Below are 24302 nucleotides of genomic sequence, written 5' to 3' on the forward strand. Positions count from 1 at the left end.
CGAGAAGGAGGAACGACTGAGTCGGGGATCTGCTTCATCTAGCTCTGTTTCTATTTCTGCGCAGATAAATTTAGCAAGAACCAAAGTAACAACCTAAGCGACAACCTTGTACTGCTTCTCCATCTCACTCACACCTAAGCCAGAGTGTTTTGTCACTTTAAGCTGAACGGGCACTCGCTCTTTCAGTGCTTCAACGTGGCTAATGACACCGATCATCTTGCCTGATGCATTCAAGTTATCCAGTGCGTTAAGTGCAATGTCCAATGTGTCGCTATCCAGTGTGCCAAAACCTTCATCTAGGAACAGAGAATCAATACTGGTTTTGTAGCTCACAAGATCAGAAAGCGCTAATGCCAACGCCAAGCTCACCAAGAAGCTTTCGCCACCTGATAACGTCTTGGTGTCACGCATCACATCGCCCTGCCATGTGTCGAGCACTTGCAGTTCTAAACCATCGTCGGCTTTACGTTTAAGCTCGTAACGACCATGCAAACGTTGTAGCTGCTTGTTCGCAAGGTACACCAAGTTTTCCAATGTTAAACCTTGGGCAAACTTACGGAACTTGTCGCCGTTCTTAGAGCCAATAAGTGAGTTCAAACGAGAGATATCATCAAACTCGACTTGTTGCTCATCAATTTGCTTAAACAGATCTTGCTGATTACTGCGGTTCTGGCTATCCGTTTCAAGATTGGCAGAAATTGCACCGATCTTGGTCGCATGGCTTTGCTGTGCGTTTTGACACTCAGTAGTCGCTTCTTCAACTTGCTGTTGGTCTTGCTCTTGCCATGCTTTCGCATTTTCGTGATTTAGTAGATCCACTTGTGTCGCTTTGGCGGCGTTCAACCTAGCTTGCGCACTGACAATCGCTTCGTCTAAAGACTTCTTCAGGCTTTGAAGTTGAGTTCTAACCTCTTCATCTAACAACGCTGCTTCAAAATTAGCCTCATCTTCGAACGGGCTAGTTTTCAGCGCTTCTAACCAAGCATTCGACGCTTGTGTGTAGCTCGATTGCTTACTGACTAACTCGTCCGAGAAACCAGTGTGTTTGGTTTGCTCGGTTCGATGTTCAAGTTCGCTGCGGTTAAGCACTAACTGCGCGGCATCAAATGCATTTAATGCTTCAGTGACTCTTTGCTTCATCGCATTGCTGGTGGCTTGAATGTCTTTGTCACCAAACAACTCTGTTCTTTCAGCCGTTACACGAGTGAGTTCTGACACTAGAGACTCACTCTCTTGCGTCAGTGTCGCAAGCTCTTTCTCAGCGCTGCTTAGCTTGTCGTCTAAGGTTTTCAATTCGGCATTTTGAGTAATCAGTTGCTTCTCAATATCGGCCTGTTGCTGTTTGGTTTGCTGCCATGTGCTTGATGCTTGCGATTTCGCAGTAAACCAATCATCGATATGCTCAAGTTCAGGTGCTTCGATAGAAGTTTGAACAATGCTCTCTTTCAAAGCGTTCCATTGCTGGCCTTTCGCTTGAGCTATTTGAGTCACTTGCTCGTTTGCGACTTGGTTTTGCTTATTCAAATCAGCTAAGCGTTGCTCGGCCAACTCGAGATTAGACTGCGCCTTGTCAGCCATAACACTTACAGACAGGCGTTGTTTCTCAGCTTCAGCGTAATGCGCTTTAGCATCACCCAACGCTTTGAGTTGCTGCGCACTCTGACTTAGTTGAAGTTCACACTGCTGAGCAAAGGTCGCGACTATAGCTTCATTACCTAAATCGTTAATCGTTAGCAGCGCCAGTTCAGGAGCCATGCCAACGAAATCCGATAAGCTCTGCTGAAGCTTGCCAACAACGCCATGCCAATTCAATTGAGCCTGCTGAATATCCGCTTGCGCACGTTGAATGTCATCGTTAAGCGCTGCAATCATAGGGGCAAGAGAATCTAACTGCTGACGATGCTCTTGGCCTTCTTTCTGAATCGCTGCTAATTCTTGTTCCTCAAGCTCTTTCTGGGCATTCAAATCCTTCGAACTTTGTGATTGTTCGATCGCATGGTCTGTTGAACCACACAATGGACAATCCATACCTGGCTTCAATGACGCTCGGTATTTCGCAAGGTCACCTTCTTGATCAATTAAGCGAACTAAACGTTCAAGTGAGGTCTTTTTTTCTTGGTATCGCAGAAGCAACACTTCACGCTCTTTCGAAAGCTTGTCGACCAACTGGGTGTTGGTTTGATGTGCCTGTGTTTTTGCGTGCAGCTGTTGTTGGGCATTTAGGAAACCACGATTGATCTCGAGTAATGAGTGCGTATTGCGATTCCAAAACTCCAACAGATCTTTTTGCGAATTCAACACTTGCTCGCTAGTGTTGCCTTGCAAGGCTTCCCACTGTTGCTTTGCACTACTTTCTAGCACAACCAATTCAGCTAAAGTTTTATCTTGCGTTGCTTTAGCGTCTTGAGCAGATTTGATAATCGTTTGCTGTGCATCAACCGCAGACAACGCTTGCTTCGCTGAATTCAACTGCTCTGAATGCTGGCGCTCTAGAGTACGAACTTGCTCGACCTTTGCTTGCCACTGACCTAGGTATTTTTCCAAATGCTGGTCAGCTTGATGCGTATTTAAGTACTCAGTACTGCGTTGATCTTGTTGCTTTAGTGCATCTATTTTTTGAACCAAAACGACCTGTTGATTAAGCTGCTGCGTATGTTGCTCGTTAAGCGTATTCGCTGCACTAACGGCCGCAGTTTGCTTATCTTTGAGTACGGCAATTTGGTTATCTAACGGGCGAACCTGCTCGATGATCTTCTCTTGATCCTGCTGTTTGGCTTTTACCTGTTCGACAATCGCACTGCTTTGAGTCAGTTTAGTTTGCGCGTCTTGCATTTCTGCATCACGAACGGCAAGTAACTTGGTGCTGTTATCTAGGTGAGCTTGAGTAGTGTTCACCTCTTGTTCGCAACGCTTTAAATCTTTGTGTACTGGACGCAGCTTTTCAGCCGGCTCACTGTTTGCCAAGCGCTCTAGTGACGGTTGGTTACGGTCTAGTTCATCTTGAGCGGTTTTCAGATCGAGCTCACTGGCCGCAATAGTTTGCTCAGCTTTGGTCACGTCTTTCCACCAGCTAAGATGCACTTGCCACTCTTTTAATTGCTCGGCTAAACGCTTCTGCTCTACTTCTAGCATTTCACGCTCTGCGGTCAGCTCTTTGATTTGCTCTTCAGACAGTAAGCTCACACCTTCAGCTTTCGCTTTAAGTTGATTAAGCGACTCTTCACTCGACTTAAAATGATCGTAGATACGCTCTGAAATCAGGCTATAAACTTCTGTTCCCGTCAGCTCTTCAAGTAGCTCTGCACGGTCGTTAGCATTGGCATTTAAGAACGCCGCAAACTCACCCTGAGACAACATGATGGATTTAGTGAAGCGTGAGAAATCGAGCCCTGTAACCTGCTCCACCAGCTTGATCTTCTTGGTCAACATGGTCTCTAACACTTTATCTGTGTCCGCATCGGCAAACTCGCACGTTGGCGTTTGCAATGCGCCATCGTGTTTTCCACGCGCTCGCTTTTGGTGGAAATTAGATCGGTACGTTTTACCTTGAACTTCAAATTCCAGTTCAGCAAAACACTCACCCGTGCCACGAGTCATTAATTCATTATTACCTTTAGCAATGCTTTTCAAACGCGGTGTGCGATGGAAAAGTGCCAAGCAAATCGCATCAAGAATGGTGGTTTTACCCGCCCCAGTTGGACCAGTAATTGCGAACAGACCGTTTTCTGCAAACGGCGATTGGGTAAAATCGAGCTTCCAACGTCCTTTCAAAGAGTTCAGGTTTTCAAATTCTAGGCTTAAAATCTTCATACTGGTTACTCTTCTACTTTGTTTGGCGCTTGAGCGCTCTCAGACACTTCAACCATCACTTGTTTAAACTTCACCGTCATGCGCTCTAAACGCGCTTTTTCAGAATCCGTTTCAAACTCTTCTAAGGCAATACGCTTGCTAAACACGTCCATCGGGCTCAGTTCAGATAAGGTTTCTGCCGACTCTTGCTCTAATGCTTGATTACGACGCTCTCTTGCACGGCGCAGTTGAAGTACTTCAACGTTCAAGCCTTCGGTCAATGCACGCATACGTTCTTGGAGATCTGAAAGGTAATCTTGCGCTTGCACTTCGATCGATAACCACACGCTTTGTTCGCTATCTAAACCTATGTATTGGTTCAGCTGAGATTCGATCTCGCTCAAGTCGCCTTTGATTTCAGCTAGAGGTTGGAATGTGGGAACAGGCAATTGAGAAATGGTGCGCTCACCTTCAACAAACTCAACCACACACACTTGTTTCTGAGACTTAAGTTCATCAAAACTTAGTGGGATTGGAGAGCCTGAATAACGAATGTATTCACGCTTTGCCACCACTTGTGGGCGATGGATATGACCAAGTGCGATATAGTCTGCGTCTGGGAAGCCATCAGCGGCGAAACCATCAAGGTTGCCGACATAGATATCACGCACAGAATCCGATTGTTGGACACCCATCGCCGTTAAATGACCGGTAGCGATAATCGGCATGTGCTCGCTGTTTACAAACGTCGCGCGCTTAGCAACCGCCGCATCATAAACACTTTGATAATGCTGTTTGATTGCATCGCCGAGTTGCTTCTGACGCTCAACGCCAGTGACACCCGCCTGGCTCATCAACACATCGCGAGGGCGAATAAAAGGAATGGCACAAACCAGCGCTTCTACATCGCCGTTCTTGCCTTTTAGTTCGACAACCTGAGTCGCATGATCTTCATTGGTATTAGGAATCACGTCTGCGCCCATGTATTTGAGCAGCTGTTGCGTCTCTTTAAGCACAGAGACTGAATCGTGATTTCCACCTAATAACACCAATTGGCAACCGATCTTGTTCGAATCGACCACAAACTTGTTATACATCTCACGAGCGTAACTCGGCGGTGTACTGGTATCGAAAATGTCGCCAGCAACAATGATCGCGTCGATGTCGTGCTCTGTAACTTGCTCAAGTAACCATTGTAAAAACCGTTCATGTTCATTCTTACGGCTTTTATTGTAGAAGTTTTGGCCAAGGTGCCAATCGGACGTGTGAAGAATCTTCATTGCTGCTCACTGGAAGTCGGTAATACCTTTAATCTACCAAAATAGTCGAGATAATTCCCTTTTATAAGCTTGTGAAAACCAACTAATTTCAGGCTTTGGACCAACTCCGCCCATAGCGTGACCAATCGTTATTTTTGACATAAAAAACCGCTCAACGTTAGAGCGGTTTTAGGTGTCCATAGCTTTAGCTTTAAGCTATTTCACAGAGGTCGTCAAAAATTGTACGAAGCGCCCAGAGTTACTGTGCTAAACGCTACATCACGGCTTTCGGGCCGAAGAATTCGATATTTACTGCATCTGCTTGTGAGATTAAACGTAAGGTTAGGCTTTCTACTGGCGTGTATTCAACACCTATACCAAAATGGAAGCCTAATTACGCGCAGCTAGACAATCAAAGATATTGCAATAGATGCCATGATCACGCCAACGACAAATTCCAACACCTTCCACGCTCTCGGGTTCTTAAACATTGGAGCCAAGAAGCGAGCGCCATATCCAAGTGAAAAGAAGAACACGAATGACGCCGATACCGCCCCAGCGCCAAACACATCGCAATCGCTTTGGTTAATGAGTCTTTAGTTTCTGCCGTGGCTTCTAAGGCGTGGTTTTCGGTAAATGCTGATCGGAAGCTTAAGAATGAATAGACACCCAAAAAGATAGCGCCACCCTAATTTTTCAGCTTATGCTGCAGGCAAATATGTCCGCCAACGCACTCTATACCGACCTATCCGGTTACTATGATTTAATGTGTGTAGATATTGACTACCAAGCGCAAAGTAACTGCGTACGTAGACTCCATCAAATCTTTGGAAATGAAGGAAAAACACACCTCGACTTAGCTTGTGGCACTGGCCCACACGTTCGTCATTTTATTGATTTCGGTTACCAAAGCGGTGGCCTAGATCTTAACAAGCCGATGTTAGATATCGCAGAAGTTCGCTGCCCGGAAGCCAAGTTCTCAGTACAAAACATGAGTAACTTTGAGGTCACGGAACCACTCGATCTTATCACTTGCTTCCTGTATTCCATCCATTACAACGATGGCCTTGAGAAACTTAAAGAGTGTATTGAAAGTGTGCATCGTGCGTTAAAGCCAGAAGGTATTTTCTGTTTTAACGTGGTTGATAAAGACAAGATCAGCAACGACCTGTTTGTTAGACACACAACAAACCAAGACAAAGCCGATTTCACGTTCCGTTCTGGTTGGTATTACTCTGGTCAGGGTGATAAGCAAGCGCTAAAGCTTAGCATCGAAAAGACGACTGCTGGTGAAACTCAAGTGTGGAATGATGAACACCCAATGGTGGCATTCTCGTTTAAAGAGTTAATCGAGATATTGAAGCCCTACTTCGAGGTTAATATCTTCGAGCACGATTACGACAAGCTGATTCCTTGGGATACTCAGTCCGGTAATGCGCTGATCACATGTGTCAAAATCTAGATTAATAGATAAACGGCAAATTAAACCAAATCTATAGATCAAAAAAGAACCCACACTCGCCATTCTCCTTTTAGAGCATCAGCCAGTGTGGGTTCTTTTGTATCAAGCTATCAGTTACTGAACTCTAAATTAGAAGTCCGCTGTCATACCTACGTAGTAAGTACGTGGCTCTTCAACATAGCCCATGCTCTCTAGCTCTTGTGATACAGCTTCGTCAGTTAAGTTCGTGATACCTGCACGTAGTCGTACTGAAGCATTCACGTTGTAGATAGCACCTAGGTTCAGCGTTGTGTAAGCGTCTTGAGTTAGATCGCTTTCGATCTGACGTTCACCACGGTAACGCGCACTCACGAAGGTACTTAGATCGTAAGTTGGGCTCCAGTTCAGTTTAACTAAACCCGAATGCTTGTAACGCTCAAGTAATTCGTCACCAGTAGACTTATCTTCAGTGTCTAAGAATGTGTAATTACCAGACACACCCCATTCATCAGTAATTTGGAATTGGCCTGTAAGCTCAACACCTTGAACTACAGCCTCTGATACGTTTGTATAAGTACGCTTACCATTCACATAGCCAGTTGAGCTTGAACTATCAGCGCAACCTTTACCCGATTCAAACACTCCGCCGTTCTCACAATAGGTATCATCACGATCAATTAGGTCGTTGATTTCATTTCGGAATAAGGCACCTTCAACATTCCAACGAGGTTGGCTATAAATCGCAGCGATCTCATAGTTCAAGCTGGTTTCGGGCTTAAGATCTTCATTACCATGTAAATCACATACGCCTTTACAGCTATTAACTGTGTAGTCTGTCTGATTTTGAGTCAATGTTGGTGCTTTAAATGCTTTACCCACACCACCCTTGATGATCAGGTCATTCGTTGTTTGATGAACCAAGTACACACGTGGGCTGAACTCTTCACCGTATAGTTCATGCTTATCTAAACGACCACCAATGGTTGCCGTTAGTTGATCCGTCATTAACCATTGGTCTTGAACAAATAACGCACCTTGATAAGCTTCAGATGTACCATTGACTAAGTTTTCTTTGTTGGTTAATTCACTCAACTGGTAGTCCATACCAAACGTTACGGTGTGACTATCACCAAGATAAGTGGTCGCCGAAGCTTCAACAATTTGAGTCAGCTCTTCGATGTCACTGCTATAGTTAGTATCTGAGTCCGCAGCATCATTATCTGTCACATTTTCGCGTGAGTAGCGAACTTGCGTATCACCCCAGCTCCAAAAGCCACTGTGCGTAATAGCCTGGCTCTGACGCACTACTCGTGTGTCAGACTCAATCACAGACGATACGTTTTCTGCAGATGATTCACGTTCGTCGTCACTGTAGCCAAAATCGAAATCGATGGTTTGGTTGTCTGTTGCATTCCATGTCAGGCTCGCGAGTAAGCTTAATGTCTCTCTTTCTTCTAACGCAGTAATGTCTGAACGATCGTAACCAGAGCTATGCGTACCAGAATAGGGTTGCCAAGCATCACGGCTAGTTTGGTTAACAGATAGGCGAGCAAACAACTCGTCTTCAATTAACGCGCCCGATGTTGTGAAGCCCATCGAGTACTCTTCTCCACCATCACCGTCTAACGGAGATGAAGTGTCCATGCTTAACGTAGAGCTCCAATCATTTTCAGGAGCCTTGGTGATGATGTTGATTGTACCGCCCATACCATCTGAACCGTAAAGTGCAGACATTGGGCCACGGATTATTTCAACACGTTCGATCGAATCAGCAGGAATCGTTGATAGGTCGAAGTCGTTACCACGGATGATGGCACTTGCAGAGCTTAAACGACGGCCGTTCACCATGATAAGAGTGTAATCTGAATCCATACCACGAATAGAGATCATCTGACGGCCAGCACGTGTGCTATCAAAATCAGACTCAACACTCGTTGATTCGGCAACGATGTCTGCCAAGGTAATACCAGGGCTGTCTTCAATGTCTTGCGCGGTGATAACCGACATTGAAGCTGGCGCTTGTTTTAGTGCCATCTCGGTACGAGTTGCCGTAACAACCATTTGCTCATCTGTTGCTTGCGCTTCTTCTTGCGCCAACACGTTAGCTGAAAGTGAGGTACAAATAACAGCGACTGCGATCGAAAGGGGTTTACGAACCAAAAGAGGTTTGCGAATCAAAAGAGATCTCTCAGACATGATATTCATTCTTATATGTGATTGGTAATGATAATGGTTTGCATTAAACAACCAACTACCACTCTTATCAACGAAAGTTTCATACCAAAAATCGATTCTCGTTATTCACCATTCAAATAATGAAAGAGATCTATATCCAACTCGATAGGTATTCGTAATTTTCATTCACCCTGTAGATGGATTATGTATAAAGCTCTTTGAATATATTGCGAACCCAGCGACACATCGGGTCGTTATGAAAGCGCTTATGCCAGTATAAGTAGACGTCTTCTGATGGGTGGCGCAACGCTTTAGGCACGCGTTTACAAACAAGATCTCTTTGCGTAGCGGCTTGTTGAGCAAAAGGTGTCGGTAAATGAAAGATGATGTCGGTTGCTTCTGCCATATCCGGCGCGACGTTAAAATTGGAAAGCTGAATTGGAATGGACAGCTGGCGCTGCTTATCAATCAAGCCAAGATCTTTAAATCGACTTTCGATCGAGAGCTTCTTATCCCCTTGCAGTGAGATTTGACCAAGTTGGCTATTCAACAAGTCATCAACCGTGATCTCTTTGTCCGCCAAAGGATGTTTTTTACTCATCAGCAAACGATAATCGCGGCTAATCACGAACATTCGATACAAATTTTGCTCTGAACTTAACGGCTCGTGGGTCGACAACACAAAGTGCGCATCACCGGATAACAGAGGCTCAAAGTGTCGTTTAGGAATCGAGTCGATATCAACAGTCATGTTTGGCGCTTGTTGACGTATCTCCGCAACTACCTTGGGCAGCAAGTGCGCGACATTAGGCACTAAACCAAAGAAGCGAACCGTACTGTCACTGCTTTGCGGTTCGAATACATCGCCATGTACCAGCTTTTCTAAACGTGTCAGTACCGAATTGAGATCTTGCTTAATGGCTTCTGCTTTTGGCGTTAACTCATAGCCATAAGCCGCTCGCACCAATAGATCATCATTGAAAACGGTACGCAGTTTTTGCAGAGATCGGCTCACCGTAGGTTGGCTCATATCCAGCGCCAATGCCGTGTTGGAAACGTGCTTCTCTTCAAGAAGGTGTTTAAGAATAACGAGTAGATTGAGGTCGACTTGAGCAAGATTCATTATGCAAATATTAACAATATATAAAATTCAATGTGCGCATAGTGCTATTTCTTAACATGTAATACAATTGATAATCACTCCTATTTTGATCTAGAGCAATATGCAGAGCAGAGTTTAAGGTTAAGTGGGTTTTAAAGCTCTAAGTCAGAACTGTTTAAACATAAAAAAGAGAGGCACAATGGCCTCTCTTTGATCGTCTACTTTATATTGCTAGCGTTGAGCTATCAGACTACAGCTTTGTCCAAGCATCTTGCCAGTATTGGCTATCTGCTGGAGCGTAAGACGCGCTTGCACACCATGCCGTGTATGGCCAAGGCTTACATTCGTACAAGCCATTATCGCTGCCGACCACAATGTCACCCGCTGCGTAGTTTGTGCCCGCTTCATATGGAGGGTAATCACCTGGAGGAGGTGTTGTTCCGCCACCGTCTTTAACAGCGAACGAATCGTTTACCATCACCATTTCACCGTCAGATGCTTTACCGACTACTTCAAGTGCATATTGCCCTTCCGCTACATCGTATAAGTCGATGGTAATAGCACGGCTGTCCGTTACGTTAACCTTAGTTTGCTCAACCACAGTACCTGCACTGTTGATCACCATAGCGGTAACATCTAATGCTTCATTTGATGTCAGTGTCAGATCTAAACGCACGTTGCCGTTATCTGGCGCATATTGTGATTGAAGTCCTGAAACCGAAAGCTCTAAGTCATCGCCCGGATCTGGGTTACCACCACATGAAGAGTCTGAAACTTTTCTCCAAACGCCCCACTCACCTGTTGTTCCTGGCTCTTCGCCGCGAGTGTACCAACCTGCAACCCACGTTGCTCCGTCATGCGAAACTTGGTCACCTTCCACATAAACTGTGTTTGAATCCCATGGAGCAGCACAGTTAGAACCATCAGTTACTGACACTTTACGGTCAGCAGTTACGGTTTGGTTCGCGCTATCTGTTACGCTGTATACAAGTGTGTAGTTGCCGATTTCATTCACATCGACACTGCCAGTGTGTGTGATGGTGCTTGTTAGGTCACCATCTTCAGCATCATTTGCACTAACACCCGCCATCGGATCAAATGCGTTACCTAACATGACAGTAGTATCAGACACGCCATCGAATACAGGTTTTTGGCTGTAAACTTCTACCGTTCTTGCTTTGGTTGTTTCATTGTTATCGCTATCTTTAACACGGTAAGTCAGTACATAAGTGCCGATAACCGCCGTTTCGACGTATCCTTCAACATCGATTGATGACGTTAGATCGCCGTCTTCTTTGTCTGTTGCCGTTACGCCATCCATAGGATCAAACGTTGTTCCGTGAAGAACACGCGTATTTTCGACACCTTTAAGAACAGGCTCACCCTCTACTGGTGGTGGCGTTACTTGACCGTGTACAAACGGGCCGTAGTCTTTAATGAACTGCTCGTTGTATTGTTGGCCGTTTTTGTTGGTGCCCATGTCCCAGTTGATAGACCAAGTCATCACACCACGTAGCGGTTGACCTTGCGCCGTTAGGCTATCAAATGCGTCGTATAAATCTTGTGGCTCTTGTACAAAACCGGTTGCTGCAGCATCGATGCTTGAAGGAATACCAAACACGAGCTTGTCATGTGGGATTTTGTGGAAGCCACGCGTTCCGTTGATAAGAGAATCAGAAATGTAGTAGATGAATTCTTCTTTTAACGCATCGTTGTTTTGAGCAATCCAACCCACGCCTTCAACCCAGATACCATCGCCACCTTGGTTGTAAAATTGTGGGTTAATCCAGTCGTAGTAGCCTTCTAGATTATCGATATAAGGAACGTACTTACCGCCTGTCGTTAGATACGGGAACTCAGGCGCCATTGTAATAAGGAAGTTTTTACCTTCTGCGCGGTAGTGATCTTTCACTAGCTTAAGTGCATCCGGAATCACGGTTTGGTTGTTTGCGGCGGTTACGGCTGCTTGTTCAAGGTCGATATCTAGGCCATCGAAACCGTAACGCTCAGTTAGACGGATAATCTCATCAGCAAAGGCTCTTTCATCACCGGTTTCTAGCTCTACGTGTGCATCCGCACCACCCAAAGCCAACAGTACAGAGCGACCTTGCTTGTTGAGCTCAGAGATTTGGTCAATAAATTGTTCTTCTGAAAGCCCAATGGTTGGGTCCAGTTTAAAAGTTGGGATTCGACCATCAGCCACATCGTAAACCTTCATGAATGACACATTCACGATGTTGTACATTGGGTTCACTTCATCCAACGTCACACATGGCGCATTACCACCTTGGTAGCCGCCACCGTCACACCAGTTATGCCAATAGCCAACCACGACGCCAGAGTCTGGATTCGTCATATCTGAACCATTCGCATAAACAGCGCCAGACATAGCCGCCATGCCGACCGATACTGCTAATTGTAGAGCTTTACGTTTCAACATTAGTCCCACTTCCTTACTTAACAGCTGTGCCAATCACAACCGAACCAATTCATTGTAATCATGAATATTTATAGAGAAGTAATGGAATTTATAGGAAAAGATGACCTTTGATTTAACTTGTGATTTTGAGTCACAGATTGAATATCAGAATCAATATGATTTTGACTTTTCATTCAAATTGAAATGCTAAAAACTGTTATTTTCGGCTGAATGCATTGGCCATATAAATATTTAATCAACCTTAATTCACTAAGATAATTAACCAAAAATATAAAAAATCACCGATAGGAAAAAATAAACTTTAAATCGGCAAAAATCATCCCAAATACGCCGTAATTACTGACCTAAGACCAGATACCATTGCGAGTGATATCACTAAAACAGCCTGGATATAGCCATCATACATGTGCTAGCAATACGCACGTATAACGGAATATAGGAGCAAGAATTTGTAGGATTTTGAATGTATACATCGGGAGTTTTTCAGTTAACCGTCAGTGCCAGATGAATAATATGCATCCAATAGTGAAATAAAATTCACCTTATCAAGTTCATTAAGTTGATTAATTCCAGCCGCTGCTTTTCTTCCTCCGCCAGTCGCAAAACTTGAGCAAATTTCGTCTGCACCCGTTCTATTTGATAATGGCGCACGTAAGCTCACCGTGTAAGACTCGCCGTCTTGATTCTTCGTTAAAACGGCTTGCGCTCGGTTTGGATCTTGATTAACGATTTCATTACCAAATACGCCACTGATGCGCCTTGCCCACGTCTCACCTGGCAGTTCAAACACACGTGCGACTTCACTTTCATAAACAGGAGCAAGGTTTGATAACTGCTGGCGATCATTTTGATAAGCATCTCGTAGTCGATAAAACACAGAGTCTTTATCATCCAAAAGATCAAACGGATTCGGGTATTGATAAAGGGTTTTGTAGAGCTCAGCTGGCGTGAAATGCAAATCACTCAGTGACGAACCGTAACCGTTGTAGTTAATCAAGGTACCTAGCTCTTCTAGAAACTCTTTTTGAGATTGAGCGAATCCATTTTCATCCGCTAGCCGCGCCGCCACCGTTTTTAGATTGTCGCCAAAGGCAGCTGCGATTGCCCAAGCCACATGCGCACCATTCAGCTTCTGGTTAATCAGCAAGCTCGTGCAGCTCTCTGGCGCGTTATCAATCAGAGTATCTAAATGACTAGAAGTTGGGACATCCCCTGTTCGGTGGTGATCGCAATAAAATACATTGATGTTTGCGTCTAGCAGTGAGTGCAGTGCAGGCAGGTTTTTCTCCATCGATACATCTAAAACGGTAACGGAAGAAACATCACCTTGCTTACCCGGCTCCATAGTTTGAGTAACAACTTGAGAGACCAACTTAATATCACGCTTAACACCAGTAATGAGCACGCTCTCTCTTGGCTCACTTAATCGCAGCTGTAACAACGCGATTATGCCATCTGCGTCTCCGTTGAATACGTCGTAGTGCATGTTGTTCCTCTTCCTATAGATTTAACCGTTTGCCAGAAACGCGCCAATTCGTTTGTGTGTTCGATAGTCTGTCATTATTTTAGTTATATTTCACAGATACTTAAGTCTATTTTGGAATGCCTTATTCTCATTAGATAGAAAAGATAAACACATTAATAATATTGTATGACTTATGTCACAGTAAAAGAATACGAAAAGATTATAAAATAAGCGCCTCCCACTTAATGATAAAGAGACGAATGAACACTACCACCACTCTTGTTTATGACACTTTGAAAAGCCTTGCTGCTCACGCTCCTGAGCAACATGCCGAGATTCGCCAGCGTTTATATGAGCAGTTGAGCCTGCCATTTAACAAGCAGCTCTCGTTATACGCTAATGTGCTTGGTCCTATCAGCTCAGGTAAGTTAGCGGGATGCGACAATATTGATAAAGCGGTTGAACTGGCACTGGATGTGCTGGAAGGCCGAAATAAGTAGTCCCCCCTTTAATACGTAATATAACGGCCCAGATCTTCCCCCAGATCGGGCCGTTTTTTTATTCTCGTCATTTATCTATTTGAATTTCAGGCACAAAAAAGGCGTAGATAATCCACGCCTTTTGTTTTAGTAAGTTCTATGTTGTTTATGAAGTCTTGAACTGCGCGACCGCTTGGTCCATATCGTTCGCTTGCTCTGCTACCTTGTCCACTTCAACTAAGCAATGCTGCGCCGAAGCGTTATTGTCGTTCGAGATAGTGTTCAGATCAGTAATTGAGTCACTCACTTGCGCCATTACTGCGCCCTGCTCTTCAATCGCTGAAGCAATACGTTCTGAATTACCTTGGATGCTTTCCATGTCGCTCAAGATAAGTTGCAAGCTCGCATCCAGCTCTTCCGAATCTTTCAGCGTTAGTTGACCTTGTTGATTACACTCGCCAATCTCTGCCATCGACGCCTGCATCTGGCTTTGAATTGCACTCACCACTGAAGTTATCTCTGTGGTCGATTGATGCGTTCTGCTTGCTGAATACATGTACATTAGTTGAATGATAAAAGTGAGAGACAGCTATTTGACGGAACATAAATGGCTTGAATGTCATGGTATACAAGGCATTGAATTAAAAGACTTTGACGCACATTTGGATGCATTATTTATGATGACATTTTTTTGGCTCTCCAGAAGAGCTCGAGCGAAGCGCAATATTGGAGGTTTTGACTTGGTTTTTAAACAGTGAATCCGTCTATTGATGATTGTACAGTAGAGCGTAAACGGCGAAAAAAATGGACCTACTCAATTCGAGTCAGGTCCATCTTTTGATTTTCTAGTCAATCGCTTTGCAGCTAAAGAGTTAGGTGCGAATTCAAGGCTGGCTAAAACGCTTTTACCATCTTGGTTAGGCACTTCAATAACACCGCTTTCTCGTCTTCTTCGATATCTTGCGTCAGCTCATTAACCAAATTCAAGTGAAGCTGATTGTGGTGAACGTGTATCTTCTGCCCTTCATCCGTCAAGGCAACCACAATCGCACGACGATCTGTTGGGTGTTCATGGCGCTCAATCAATTCAGCTTTAACCAACTTTTCTATTTGAACAGTAAGTGTACCCGTGGTAATACCCAACTTTTCAGCGAGCTCTTTCATTCTTAACGCACCATGCATACCAAGTACTTCAATGGTGTGTACTTGAGCCAGGGAATAACCCGTCTCTTTGACAACAGACTGCTCCCACGAAGACATTTTATCGTAGAACTCAGTCAGTATTTGGTTAAGCTGTTCTATATTTCGCATGGTCGTTTGAATGCACTTCAAGAGTAAGATGATTAATCTTATCAAACTTGGCGAGCATTTGTTTATATTCAGAGACGGTTTTATCACTGTTTGATTCAAGAGTAATCGCTGCTGAATAGTGATGCCCACTCACCTTCCACATATGGAAATCGGTGACCGACGCATAAGGCGTTAAGGTTTTGGTCACTGAGTCACGATAATCTTGGTCGATATTCTCATCCAGCAGGATTGGGCTGGTTTGTTTCATAAGGTTCATCGTCCACTTAGCAATCACGAATGCGCCAACCATTCCCATTGCTGCATCTAACCAGTTCCAATCGTAAAACTTACCAAATAGCAGCGCAACAATCGCAAGCAGCGAAGTTAGAGTATCCGCCAACACATGCATGTAGGCTGCGCGTAGGTTGTGATCATGATGGTGTCCGTGATGCTCGCCATGTTTATGACCATGGTCGCTGTCGTGCTCATGGCTATGTGAATGACCGTGATTCTTACTATGATTGTGGCCATGCTCGTGTCCGTGATCATGATGGTGATCGCCAAGTAAAAACATACTCACCACATTCACAGTTAAACCAATACAAGCAACGATGATCGCTTCATTGAACTGAATCGCTTGTGGGTTAAACAAACGATGTACTGATTCCACCAGCATCAACAATGCCACAATCCCCAATGCAATCGCGCTGGTGTAGCCCCCTAACACGCTGACTTTGCCAGTACCGAAAGAGAAACGTTCGCTCTCGGCATGTTTCTTCGCATAACGGTATGCAAATAAGGTGATACCAAACGCTGCGGCGTGCGTCCCCATGTGCCAACCATCGGCAAGCAATGCCATCGAGCCGTAAATAGTACCTGCAACAATTTCGACAACCATGGTAACGACGGTCAATAACAGGACATAGAACGTGCGTTTCTCACCTTGACTGTTATGTGAAGAAAAGTTGTGTTGGTGACGTGTTGGAAAACTCAAAATGGCGTCCTTAGCTTGTGTTTGTGGTTAGATGATCGTTGCAAATAAAAGCCCTTTGATTGACAAGTAATTTGACAATCAAAGTAATAATTTGAAATTTAGTTTGATTATCAAACTTTGTCAACGATGAATTTTGAAACTCTGATTTGCGGGACGAATAGTTGATGGTGAGCGCTAGTTTGTTCCAAAGATTATTGATTCAGTAAAAACGAGGCTTTCCAGGGACAAAAAAGCCCACTCGAGGTGGGCTGATTGAGTCAAACTCAATGATTGTATTTATTTGTTTTGCAATGAAATAATCTCATCATTCACCCAACCTAACAGCTGCTTGGTTGCTTTCGACAAGACTTGGTTCTGCCGAACAATATAACCAAGGCTGGTGCTCGAGAAGTTGGTCAATGGTGTCACTTTCGAATGCAGGTGCTGCTTGGTTGATACCGCAAACTCCGGGACAATAGCCACACCAAATCCCGCTTCTGCCCAGTCGATTTGAGCATCGACACTCCCTACTTCCATCACCCTATAATTAGGTAGATTAAGGCTTGGTAAACCTTCATCAATAAAGTCACGCGTTCTCGTATCATGACCTAGTAGAATCAAAGTGAGCTCTGCATCAGAGTCTCGGATATCAACCCCATCGCCAAGCGCACACCAAGAAAGCTCTTGCAGCTTAGTGAAATACAAAGACTCGTTGTGCTGCTCTTTGGCGATAACAAAACCAATATCCGCTTGAGCATTTTTAACTAAATTCGATGCCTGAGATGACGTGGTATTCAAGAGCGTAAGGTCAATACCGGGATACTGCGCTTTGAACTTCTGGAACGGACGAATTAGCAAAAATCGAGAAATGATGTCACTTACGGCAATGGTTAACGTCCCTATTTTAAGGTCGTTAATGGCATTGAGATCGGCCTGACAAATCTGCAGTTCGAGTAGCGTTCTTTGGCTTGTTTCCAATAGCCGTTCACCCGCTTGAGTCAATTGAAAAGGGCTTCTTTCTATCAACTTTATGCGTGTTTGTTGTTCCAGTTGTTTTAGGTGCAAACTCACATTGGGTTGTGTCATATGCAGTGCATTGGCCGCTTTCCCAAAATGCTTGTACTCCGCTAGCGTCACAAACGTCTTCAACAAATTAATATCGAGCATCATGTCCCCTCTCTCGTGTCACTTACATCATTCCCTAAAGTAAAGAATGCCCCATCGTCATTCCCTACAGTGAGGAACGAGCGTGATAGGGAATCTCGCTTGTGGGTTAAAACTTTAAGGATATATGGAATCCTTATCAAGATAATAAAGATAATTAATTTCTCTTATCCACCTTGTAGGCCTAACATGATTCCTCAATCAGTTAGGAGAAAAATTATGCCATCTATCGTTGTTGTGGGCGCAAACTGGGGTGATGAAGGCAAAGGCCGCATCGTCGATTTTTTAGCAGACCAAGCTTCTGCTAGCATTCGTTTCCAAGGCGGAAACAATGCAGGTCATACTGTGGTAAATGACTTCGGTACATTCAAACTGCACCAACTACCTAGTGGTATTTTTAATCCTAATTGTACGGCGGTTCTTGGCCCTGGCATGGTGATCAGCCCTGCTGCGCTAACTAAAGAGATTGCAGAAGTTCAAGAGGCTGGCATCAAAGTGAAAATGGCGATCTCAGATCGTGCGACACTGTGTCTCCCTTTACATGCTCTTGAAGATACGCTTGAAGAAGAGCGTTTGGGCGATGGCGCTTACGGCTCTACACGTCAAGGCATTGCACCAGCGTACGGCGATCGTGTAATGAAGAAAGGCATTCTTGTCGGTTGGCTGAATCAACCTGAAATTTTAGAGCAGCGTATTCAATTCCTACTTGATTGGAAGATGCCTCAGCTTAAAGCGCTCTACCCTCAATGTGACTTCTCCCAGACTGCTTCTGAAATGACAGAATGGCTACTTGAAGTAACTAAAGCGTGGCGCCCGTTCATCTGCAACGTAACTGAGCCGCTTAAAGCGCTGCAATCACAAGACGCAAACCTACTGTTTGAAGCTCAGTTAGGCGCAGGTCGCGACCTTGTCTACGGTGAATACCCTTGGACAACATCTTCGAATGTAACCGCAGCTTATGCTGGCATTGGTAGCGGTTTACCTGCACTTCGTCCTGAACGTGTTATCGCTGTTGCTAAATCATTCAGCTCGTCTGTTGGTACTGGCACGCTAGTAACTGCAATGGAAGAACAAGACAGCTTCCGCGAAAGCTCTAACGAATACGGCGCAACTACGGGTCGACCACGTGATATGGGTTACTTTGATGCAGTGGCAACTCGCAACGGTGTTGACCTGCAAGCTGCAACGGAAATCGCACTGACTAAGATTGATTGCCTGTCTGGTTTGTCTGAGCTTAAGATCTGTACTGCTTACTCAGGAGAGCACACAGAGAACCCGATTTGGCCACAAACGGCTGAGCTAAAGCCCGTATATGAAGATATGGCTGGCTGGGATGAAGACATCACGGGTTGCCGCACGTTTGAGAGCCTTCCTCAAGCAGCGCAAGATTACGTTACTCGTATCGAAGAGCTGATGGGTGTGCCAATCGTGATGGTATCGGTAGGTCCTGAGCGCGAGCAAATGATCATTCGAGGTTAGATCTCTATTCGAGTATTTCAGCTAAAGTGATTGTTTTAGCTGAAATACTCATTGATAAAATCAAATGTCATCAAATTTAAAGCGACTACACATTCTTCTTATAATTCTCAGCCTGCTCTAGCACGCCTTTGTAAACATCATCGTTGGCTACTGGTGGGAAGCCGTATTTGTGTAGCAGTAAGATTAAATCCACTTTCAACTTGGCTTTGATATCATCGCGCCCTGCCCAATCTGGATATTGGGCGACATTGTCTACTGTGGTTTTCATCTCCTTCGCCAATTCGAGCATCTTGTCATCGTCGTAAGTGAAATCGTATTTCTTGCGCATGTGATTCAAGATATCGAGGAACGCTTTCTCTTCTAGATCGATGCCTAGATCTTCAAACGAGCCCATTTCTTTCACGATATCAAAGATAATGTCGGTCATTTCTTGAGAGAAGGTATCGAACTCCTCACCATTCAACACATCATTTTCACGACGTTCGTTATACTGCTCCACCAGCGATTGGAAGCGCTTAGAGAAGTTCATACCTTGTAGCTGGTTGACCTTTTTAAAGTCACTTATCGCCTTCTCTAGTAACTTTTGAAGTAACTGAATTTTGGTGTTAGGCAGCTTAATCTTGTTGATGCGAGCTAGGTAATCTTCGTCGAAAATATCGATAGCTTCGGCGTGCTCATCACCAATGGTAAAGATCTCTTCTACCCCATCGGCACGAAGTGCTTCTGCTACTAACTCACGAACACGCTTATTCATTTGTGCCGTGTCTGGTGCATCACCTTTGGTTAGCTTAAAGATGATAGAGCGCACTGCGATATAGAAGTGAATTTGGTCACGCTCTTGCTGAGATAACAATTCACTACCACAGCAAACATCATAAGCCGCCTTCATACGGCCCACTAAAGCCATGAATCGGGTTTCGCCTTTCTTGGTTTGAAGAATGTATTCTGCCGACTGATTAAGGCACTGTAGCTGCTTGCACGGCTCTCCTGTGTAATAACCGGACGTATCGAACTTGTGGAACATCTGCCTTAACAGATCGAGATGGTTCTTTACCTCAATAACGGAAAAACGAATATCTTCAAAGTTAGTCTCATCAGCCTTTGAATACATCGCTAAGGCTTGATTCATACGCGACTTGATACCAATGTAATCGACAACGAGCCCTTTCGCCTTGCCTTCAAACTTACGGTTAACACGTGAGATAGTTTGAATCAGGTTGTGTTTCTGCAACGGCTTATCGATGTAGATAGTATCCAATTCAGGAACGTCAAAACCTGTTAGCCACATGTCGACTACAATGGCTATTTTGAAATTCGACTTAGGACTCTTAAACTGCTGGTCGAGTGATTTTCGATATTCCTTTGTCCCTAGTAGGCTGTACTGATCTGGATCATCGTCTTTGCCGCGCGTCATCACCATTTGCACCATCGCAAGTGGCTTTAACTCTTCTTTCTCTTTATCCGTCAGCTCGACACCATCAATTGATAGCTTTTCCTCGAACCATTCTGGCCTTAAGATTTTGACTTGCTTATAAAAATCAAACGCGATTTCACGACTCGCACAGACAAACATCGCCTTGCCCTTTATCGTGGAACCTTCTTTAACTCGCCCTTCATAATGTTCAACAAAGTCTTTCGCCAAAGCTTCAATACGGTCAGGGTCGCCAAGAATCGCGTTCATATTGGCAGAAGCTTTCTTGCTCTCTTCTATCTGATGTTCATTAGTGCCAGCTTCTGCACACGCTTGGTAGTATTTCTCTACCTCTTCAAGCTTGCTGTTATCAAGAATAACTTTAGCTGCTCGGCCTTCATAAACAATACGAACCGTAATTTCATCATTAACAGATTCTGTCATGGTGTAGCTGTCTACTGCATCACCGAATACATCAAGGGTGGCATCGATCGGCGTTCCGGTGAAGCCAACGTAAGTCGCGCTTGGTAGAGAGTCGTGCAGATACTTAGCGAAGCCGTATGTCTCTTTCACATCGACGGCTACGCCATCTTGATATTTGATCACCACTTTCTTATCGAGGTTGACCTGTGAACGGTGCGCTTCATCCGAAATACAGATGATATTAGTACGCTCAGAAAGCAGTTCGATGTCTTCGGTGAACTTATGAATGGTAGTCAGGAACACACCACCACTCTTGATGCCTTGTAGCTTATCTCTTAAATCTTGACGGCTTTTAACTGGCACCACCATCTCATCACCAATGTAATCAGAGGCATTACAGAACTGTTTAGAAAGCTGGTCATCGAGATCGTTGCGGTCGGTAATAAGTACAATGGTCGGGCTTTCAAAATCGATGCTTTTCATCAATAGGCGAGATAGAAACTGCATGGTAAAGCTCTTACCACACCCTGTTGCACCAAAGTAAGTACCGCCTTTACCACTACCGTATGGCTTACGTTCTTTGTCGATGTTGTAGTAAAGCTTACGCGCTGCGTAGTACTGCGGGTAACGACAACAGACTTTTATCTCTTTCTTAGAGGTATCAGGGAAGAAGACAAAGTTCTTCACTACATCAAGTAATCGAGTTTGGTTAAACAACCCGGCAATCATGGTGTAGAGGGAATTAATACCCTCTTTTTCGGTAGACTCGTTGCCCGTTACTTTGCGCCACGCGTAAAAAAACTCATACGGCGCAAACAGGTTACCCATTTTGTTGTTCACACCATCACTGATGATGCACATCGCGTTGTAGACGAACAGCTTGGGAATATCACGGCGATAACGCACACAGATTTGCTTCCATGCATCAAAGATGGTCGCGTCTTTCTCTCGCACGGCACTTTTGAATTCAAACACCACCAGCGGCAAGCCGTTCACATAAAGGATGCCATCAGGGATTCGAACTTGTTCATCGACACCTTCAATCTCTAGCTGGTTAACGATTTTATAGATATTGGTATCAGTCGGGTCTAGGCGATATGTTTCTAAGTAACTAACATTCCCCTCTGCAACTTCTCTATCAGTATTATCTGATTTAGATTTATTCTCTAGCAACGGGACAAACATCAAGCGTAAGGCTTGTGCCAAATGTCTTGTGTCGATTAACTCAATATAGAGGTCTTTCTTTGAGCGATCTTCACGCTTAAACAGAAAGCCATTGGTTAGCCATTGGCAGAAGGTTTTATTGCTATGGTATAAATCACTGGCAGGCAACGTTGAGATCATACGAACAATGGTGTCAATTTCGCTCTCGGTTATAGCATCGCCTCGGTACTGCTTGGCAAGGTAGCGGCGTAAGTCATCTAAGATGAGTACTTGTTCTTTGTCTTCACGCGCTATTTGTTCACCCACTACGTGTGGGTAGCCTTGCTCACCCAATAGCTCAATAATGGCCTGTTCGAGTTTGGCTTCAGTAAATTTTAAGCTCATCGCCTTTTCCTACTGCTGTTTGACGTTGTTTGTTGTTTTCTAAATTGAGTTATTTAAATTTGTTTTGTAGTAACTCGGTTTCGGGCTTTGTTCCATTTTCTCAACACCGCAGATCTTGTCACCTCCGCAGAATCAGATATATTTTGAATAATATTTCTGAATTAAAGCGAACATATTACGCTTACGCTTGTACGTGGTAGCGAGTTGCGCCACCTGACTATAAAATGTCGCCAATTGAGTAGGATGCGATTTCAGCATATTCTCTAAACGTCGAAGTAACTCTAAAGCTTGATCGTAAGCCGTATTATTGGTCTGTTCGATATAAGATGAGACTGCTCGCAGATAATAATCCAGCGTATTTTCAGGTTTATCATCCACAATATGATCGGCAAGCGAAATAAGTCCTTGTATTGATATTTTATGTTCGGCAACCCATTCGCACGCTTTGTCTAATTGCTGGTTATCGATATAGAACAGAACCAAGGCATCCGTACGATCAGAAGCTTGATTATAGCGGTCTGGTTGTTGATAGGCATTGGCAAGTAGCAGTTCAGTGCGGGAGAAAAATTCAACATCATCAATTTGGTAATTGGCTTTAAACTTCGCTAACTGTTGATAATATTGAAAGCTTGGTGATTGTTCTAACAAACGGTTAGCTAATACCCATGCAGAATGGATTTCACCTAGTTCAACATAAAGACGGAATTGAGCTTGTTCGCACGCACGAAGTTCATAATCACTCGCCATTTTTTTCGCCTTAGCTAACCAAAACTCAGCTTCTAACGGCTCTTGCTCATCAATGAACATATCAACAACTTCAAGATAATCTCGACACGTTCGTGCTATTTTTTGTTTAATTTCCGCCACTTCACGCCAATCGGAGCTGTGTTTCATTAACGGAACTGCCCATGAGCGTAAGTTCCAGCTACTCTCATCTTGCGATGCTTGATCTATCGCTTGGCGGCATAAGGTTAGAAAGTGGGTGTTAGATTGCCAAATCGCTCCAAAACTCTCTTCAATCGAAGGAAATACGTCAAATTCGTAATGGGTCAAACGCTCAAACATCCACTGCGCTTTCTCTTGCTCACTCCAATTAAGCTTTGCCAGCGTCTTTGGCATGTGTTCGTTAATCATGCTTTCAATGCCATAACGATCGCCATTGGAGTCATCAATTTGCTCTAGCACCTTATTCAACCGTTCAACAAGGTAGTTGATTAATTTCCATTGATGATCGGCGTTAAGGCTTTGCATTGATTCAATGATCATGTTCAATTGAATTTCTGCTGAGTTGAAATAATCATGGCTTTCTCGCCAATCCCAGAGCTGTTCTCGCGGTAAGGCTTGGGTAACCAACTTTTTCAGCTCGCCATATACGGCTGGCTTTTCGCGTATGTCAATTTTTGTCAGCAGTGCATTCCATGTGTACTCATCTTCTTCTAGGTATTCGAGTAGCATCTCTACCATGGCCTCTTCACCAAGGCTTTGCAGGTGATTTTTTATGGTATCTCGTTCACTACTTTGGTTTAAAGCTTGTTCTTGGTCTTGTAGGCAAAGGGCAACCGCCACGCCGTGCTTGCACAACATTTGATATTGCGCCGCAGGGCAAGTACAAGTGCCAACCAGATCGCCAGTGAAATCGAGGCTCACTTGATAATTGAGGCTGCCTTTGACCTGTGCGATCGCGGTGTTGCCAACAAGGTTAAGCTTGCGTACTGCACCACTGCGTGAAAGCAAGATGCCTTTTTGCAAAGTGCTTGTTTCACACAGTGTCGTCAATTCAGAAATGTCGATTTCACGAGTATTAGTTGCGTTCATTATATTATGGTTCCACCTACGCTTTGCTTTGTTCTATTTCGGATTCATC

14 protein-coding genes and 3 pseudogenes are annotated in these 24302 nt (G+C 44.3%); 3 read left to right on the forward strand and 14 right to left on the reverse strand.

The genetic code is table 11. The features are described 5' to 3' along the window. Nucleotides 1-93: 93 nt before the first annotated feature. The 4 genes and pseudogenes from AB4583_RS10805 to AB4583_RS10820 all read right to left on the reverse strand — a co-directional run. Nucleotides 94-3810 carry an SbcC/MukB-like Walker B domain-containing protein gene (locus tag AB4583_RS10805; protein ID WP_372117290.1) on the reverse strand — a complete coding sequence of 1239 codons (3717 nt, stop codon included), beginning with the start codon at nt 3808-3810 and terminating at the stop codon, nt 94-96. Between the two features lie 5 nt (nt 3811-3815). Further along, nucleotides 3816-5069 carry an exonuclease subunit SbcD gene (gene sbcD, locus AB4583_RS10810; protein ID WP_017067000.1) on the reverse strand — a complete coding sequence of 418 codons (1254 nt, stop codon included), beginning with the start codon at nt 5067-5069 and terminating at the stop codon, nt 3816-3818. Between the two features lie 212 nt (nt 5070-5281). Beyond that, nucleotides 5282-5439, reverse strand: a pseudogene (locus tag AB4583_RS10815) (porin family protein); the annotation flags it as partial. 13 nt (nt 5440-5452) lie between these two features. Beyond that, nucleotides 5453-5736: pseudogene (locus AB4583_RS10820) on the reverse strand (LysE/ArgO family amino acid transporter); the annotation flags it as partial. Nucleotides 5737-5766: 30 nt separating this feature from the next. Between AB4583_RS10820 and AB4583_RS10825 the strand changes: the two are divergent. Beyond that, nucleotides 5767-6510: a class I SAM-dependent methyltransferase gene (locus AB4583_RS10825; protein ID WP_372117292.1), complete on the forward strand. Its 744-nt coding sequence runs from the start codon at nt 5767-5769 to the stop codon at nt 6508-6510. Between the two features lie 129 nt (nt 6511-6639). Here the strand turns inward: AB4583_RS10825 and AB4583_RS10830 are convergent, their stop codons facing one another. From AB4583_RS10830 to AB4583_RS10845, 4 genes are all read right to left on the reverse strand, one after another. Continuing rightward, a complete protein-coding gene (locus AB4583_RS10830) occupies nt 6640-8685 on the reverse strand; it encodes a TonB-dependent receptor domain-containing protein (RefSeq protein ID WP_017068310.1) in 2046 nt (681 codons plus the stop codon). 181 nt (nt 8686-8866) lie between these two features. Then, nucleotides 8867-9787, reverse strand: coding sequence for a LysR family transcriptional regulator (locus AB4583_RS10835; RefSeq protein ID WP_017059189.1), 921 nt, complete (start codon nt 9785-9787; stop codon nt 8867-8869). 229 nt (nt 9788-10016) lie between these two features. Next, the gene (locus tag AB4583_RS10840) at nt 10017-12206 is read right to left on the reverse strand and encodes an immunoglobulin-like domain-containing protein (RefSeq protein WP_017068309.1); all 2190 of its coding nucleotides are present in this window, start codon (nt 12204-12206) and stop codon (nt 10017-10019) included. Between the two features lie 487 nt (nt 12207-12693). After that, a complete protein-coding gene (locus tag AB4583_RS10845) occupies nt 12694-13692 on the reverse strand; it encodes a DHH family phosphoesterase (protein ID WP_372117295.1) in 999 nt (332 codons plus the stop codon). Nucleotides 13693-13931: 239 nt separating this feature from the next. Between AB4583_RS10845 and AB4583_RS10850 the strand changes: the two genes are divergently transcribed. Then, nucleotides 13932-14171, forward strand: coding sequence for a PAS factor family protein (locus AB4583_RS10850; RefSeq protein ID WP_004733935.1), 240 nt, complete (start codon nt 13932-13934; stop codon nt 14169-14171). 145 nt (nt 14172-14316) lie between these two features. Here AB4583_RS10850 and AB4583_RS10855 read toward each other — a convergent pair. The 4 genes and pseudogenes from AB4583_RS10855 to AB4583_RS10870 all read right to left on the reverse strand — a co-directional run. Beyond that, nucleotides 14317-14697 (reverse strand): annotated as a pseudogene (locus AB4583_RS10855) (methyl-accepting chemotaxis protein); the annotation flags it as partial. 347 nt (nt 14698-15044) lie between these two features. Then, nucleotides 15045-15461 carry a MarR family winged helix-turn-helix transcriptional regulator gene (locus AB4583_RS10860; RefSeq protein WP_017059185.1) on the reverse strand — a complete coding sequence of 139 codons (417 nt, stop codon included), beginning with the start codon at nt 15459-15461 and terminating at the stop codon, nt 15045-15047. Further along, nucleotides 15439-16434, reverse strand: coding sequence for a CDF family Co(II)/Ni(II) efflux transporter DmeF (gene dmeF, locus AB4583_RS10865; RefSeq protein WP_372117296.1), 996 nt, complete (start codon nt 16432-16434; stop codon nt 15439-15441). The genes AB4583_RS10860 and dmeF overlap by 23 nt, the downstream gene beginning before the upstream one ends. 276 nt (nt 16435-16710) lie before the next feature. Further along, complete coding sequence (locus AB4583_RS10870) at nt 16711-17583, reverse strand: LysR family transcriptional regulator (protein WP_017068305.1); 873 nt, start codon at nt 17581-17583, stop codon at nt 16711-16713. Nucleotides 17584-17796: 213 nt separating this feature from the next. Here AB4583_RS10870 and AB4583_RS10875 point away from each other — a divergent pair, with 213 nt between their 5' ends. Further along, a complete protein-coding gene (locus tag AB4583_RS10875) occupies nt 17797-19056 on the forward strand; it encodes an adenylosuccinate synthase (protein ID WP_372117298.1) in 1260 nt (419 codons plus the stop codon). An 85-nt stretch (nt 19057-19141) separates the two neighbouring features. Here AB4583_RS10875 and AB4583_RS10880 read toward each other — a convergent pair whose 3' ends face one another. After that, nucleotides 19142-22438 carry a type I restriction endonuclease subunit R gene (locus AB4583_RS10880; protein ID WP_372117300.1) on the reverse strand — a complete coding sequence of 1099 codons (3297 nt, stop codon included), beginning with the start codon at nt 22436-22438 and terminating at the stop codon, nt 19142-19144. Between the two features lie 132 nt (nt 22439-22570). Further along, on the reverse strand, nt 22571-24253 hold the full coding sequence (locus tag AB4583_RS10885; RefSeq protein WP_372117301.1) for an SWIM zinc finger domain-containing protein: 1683 nt from the start codon (nt 24251-24253) through the stop codon (nt 22571-22573). Nucleotides 24254-24302 lie beyond the last annotated feature (49 nt).

Origin of the sequence: Vibrio sp. 10N.222.49.C12, assembly GCF_041475025.1 — a bacterium.
In the GTDB taxonomy this organism is placed as follows: domain Bacteria; phylum Pseudomonadota; class Gammaproteobacteria; order Enterobacterales; family Vibrionaceae; genus Vibrio; species Vibrio crassostreae_C.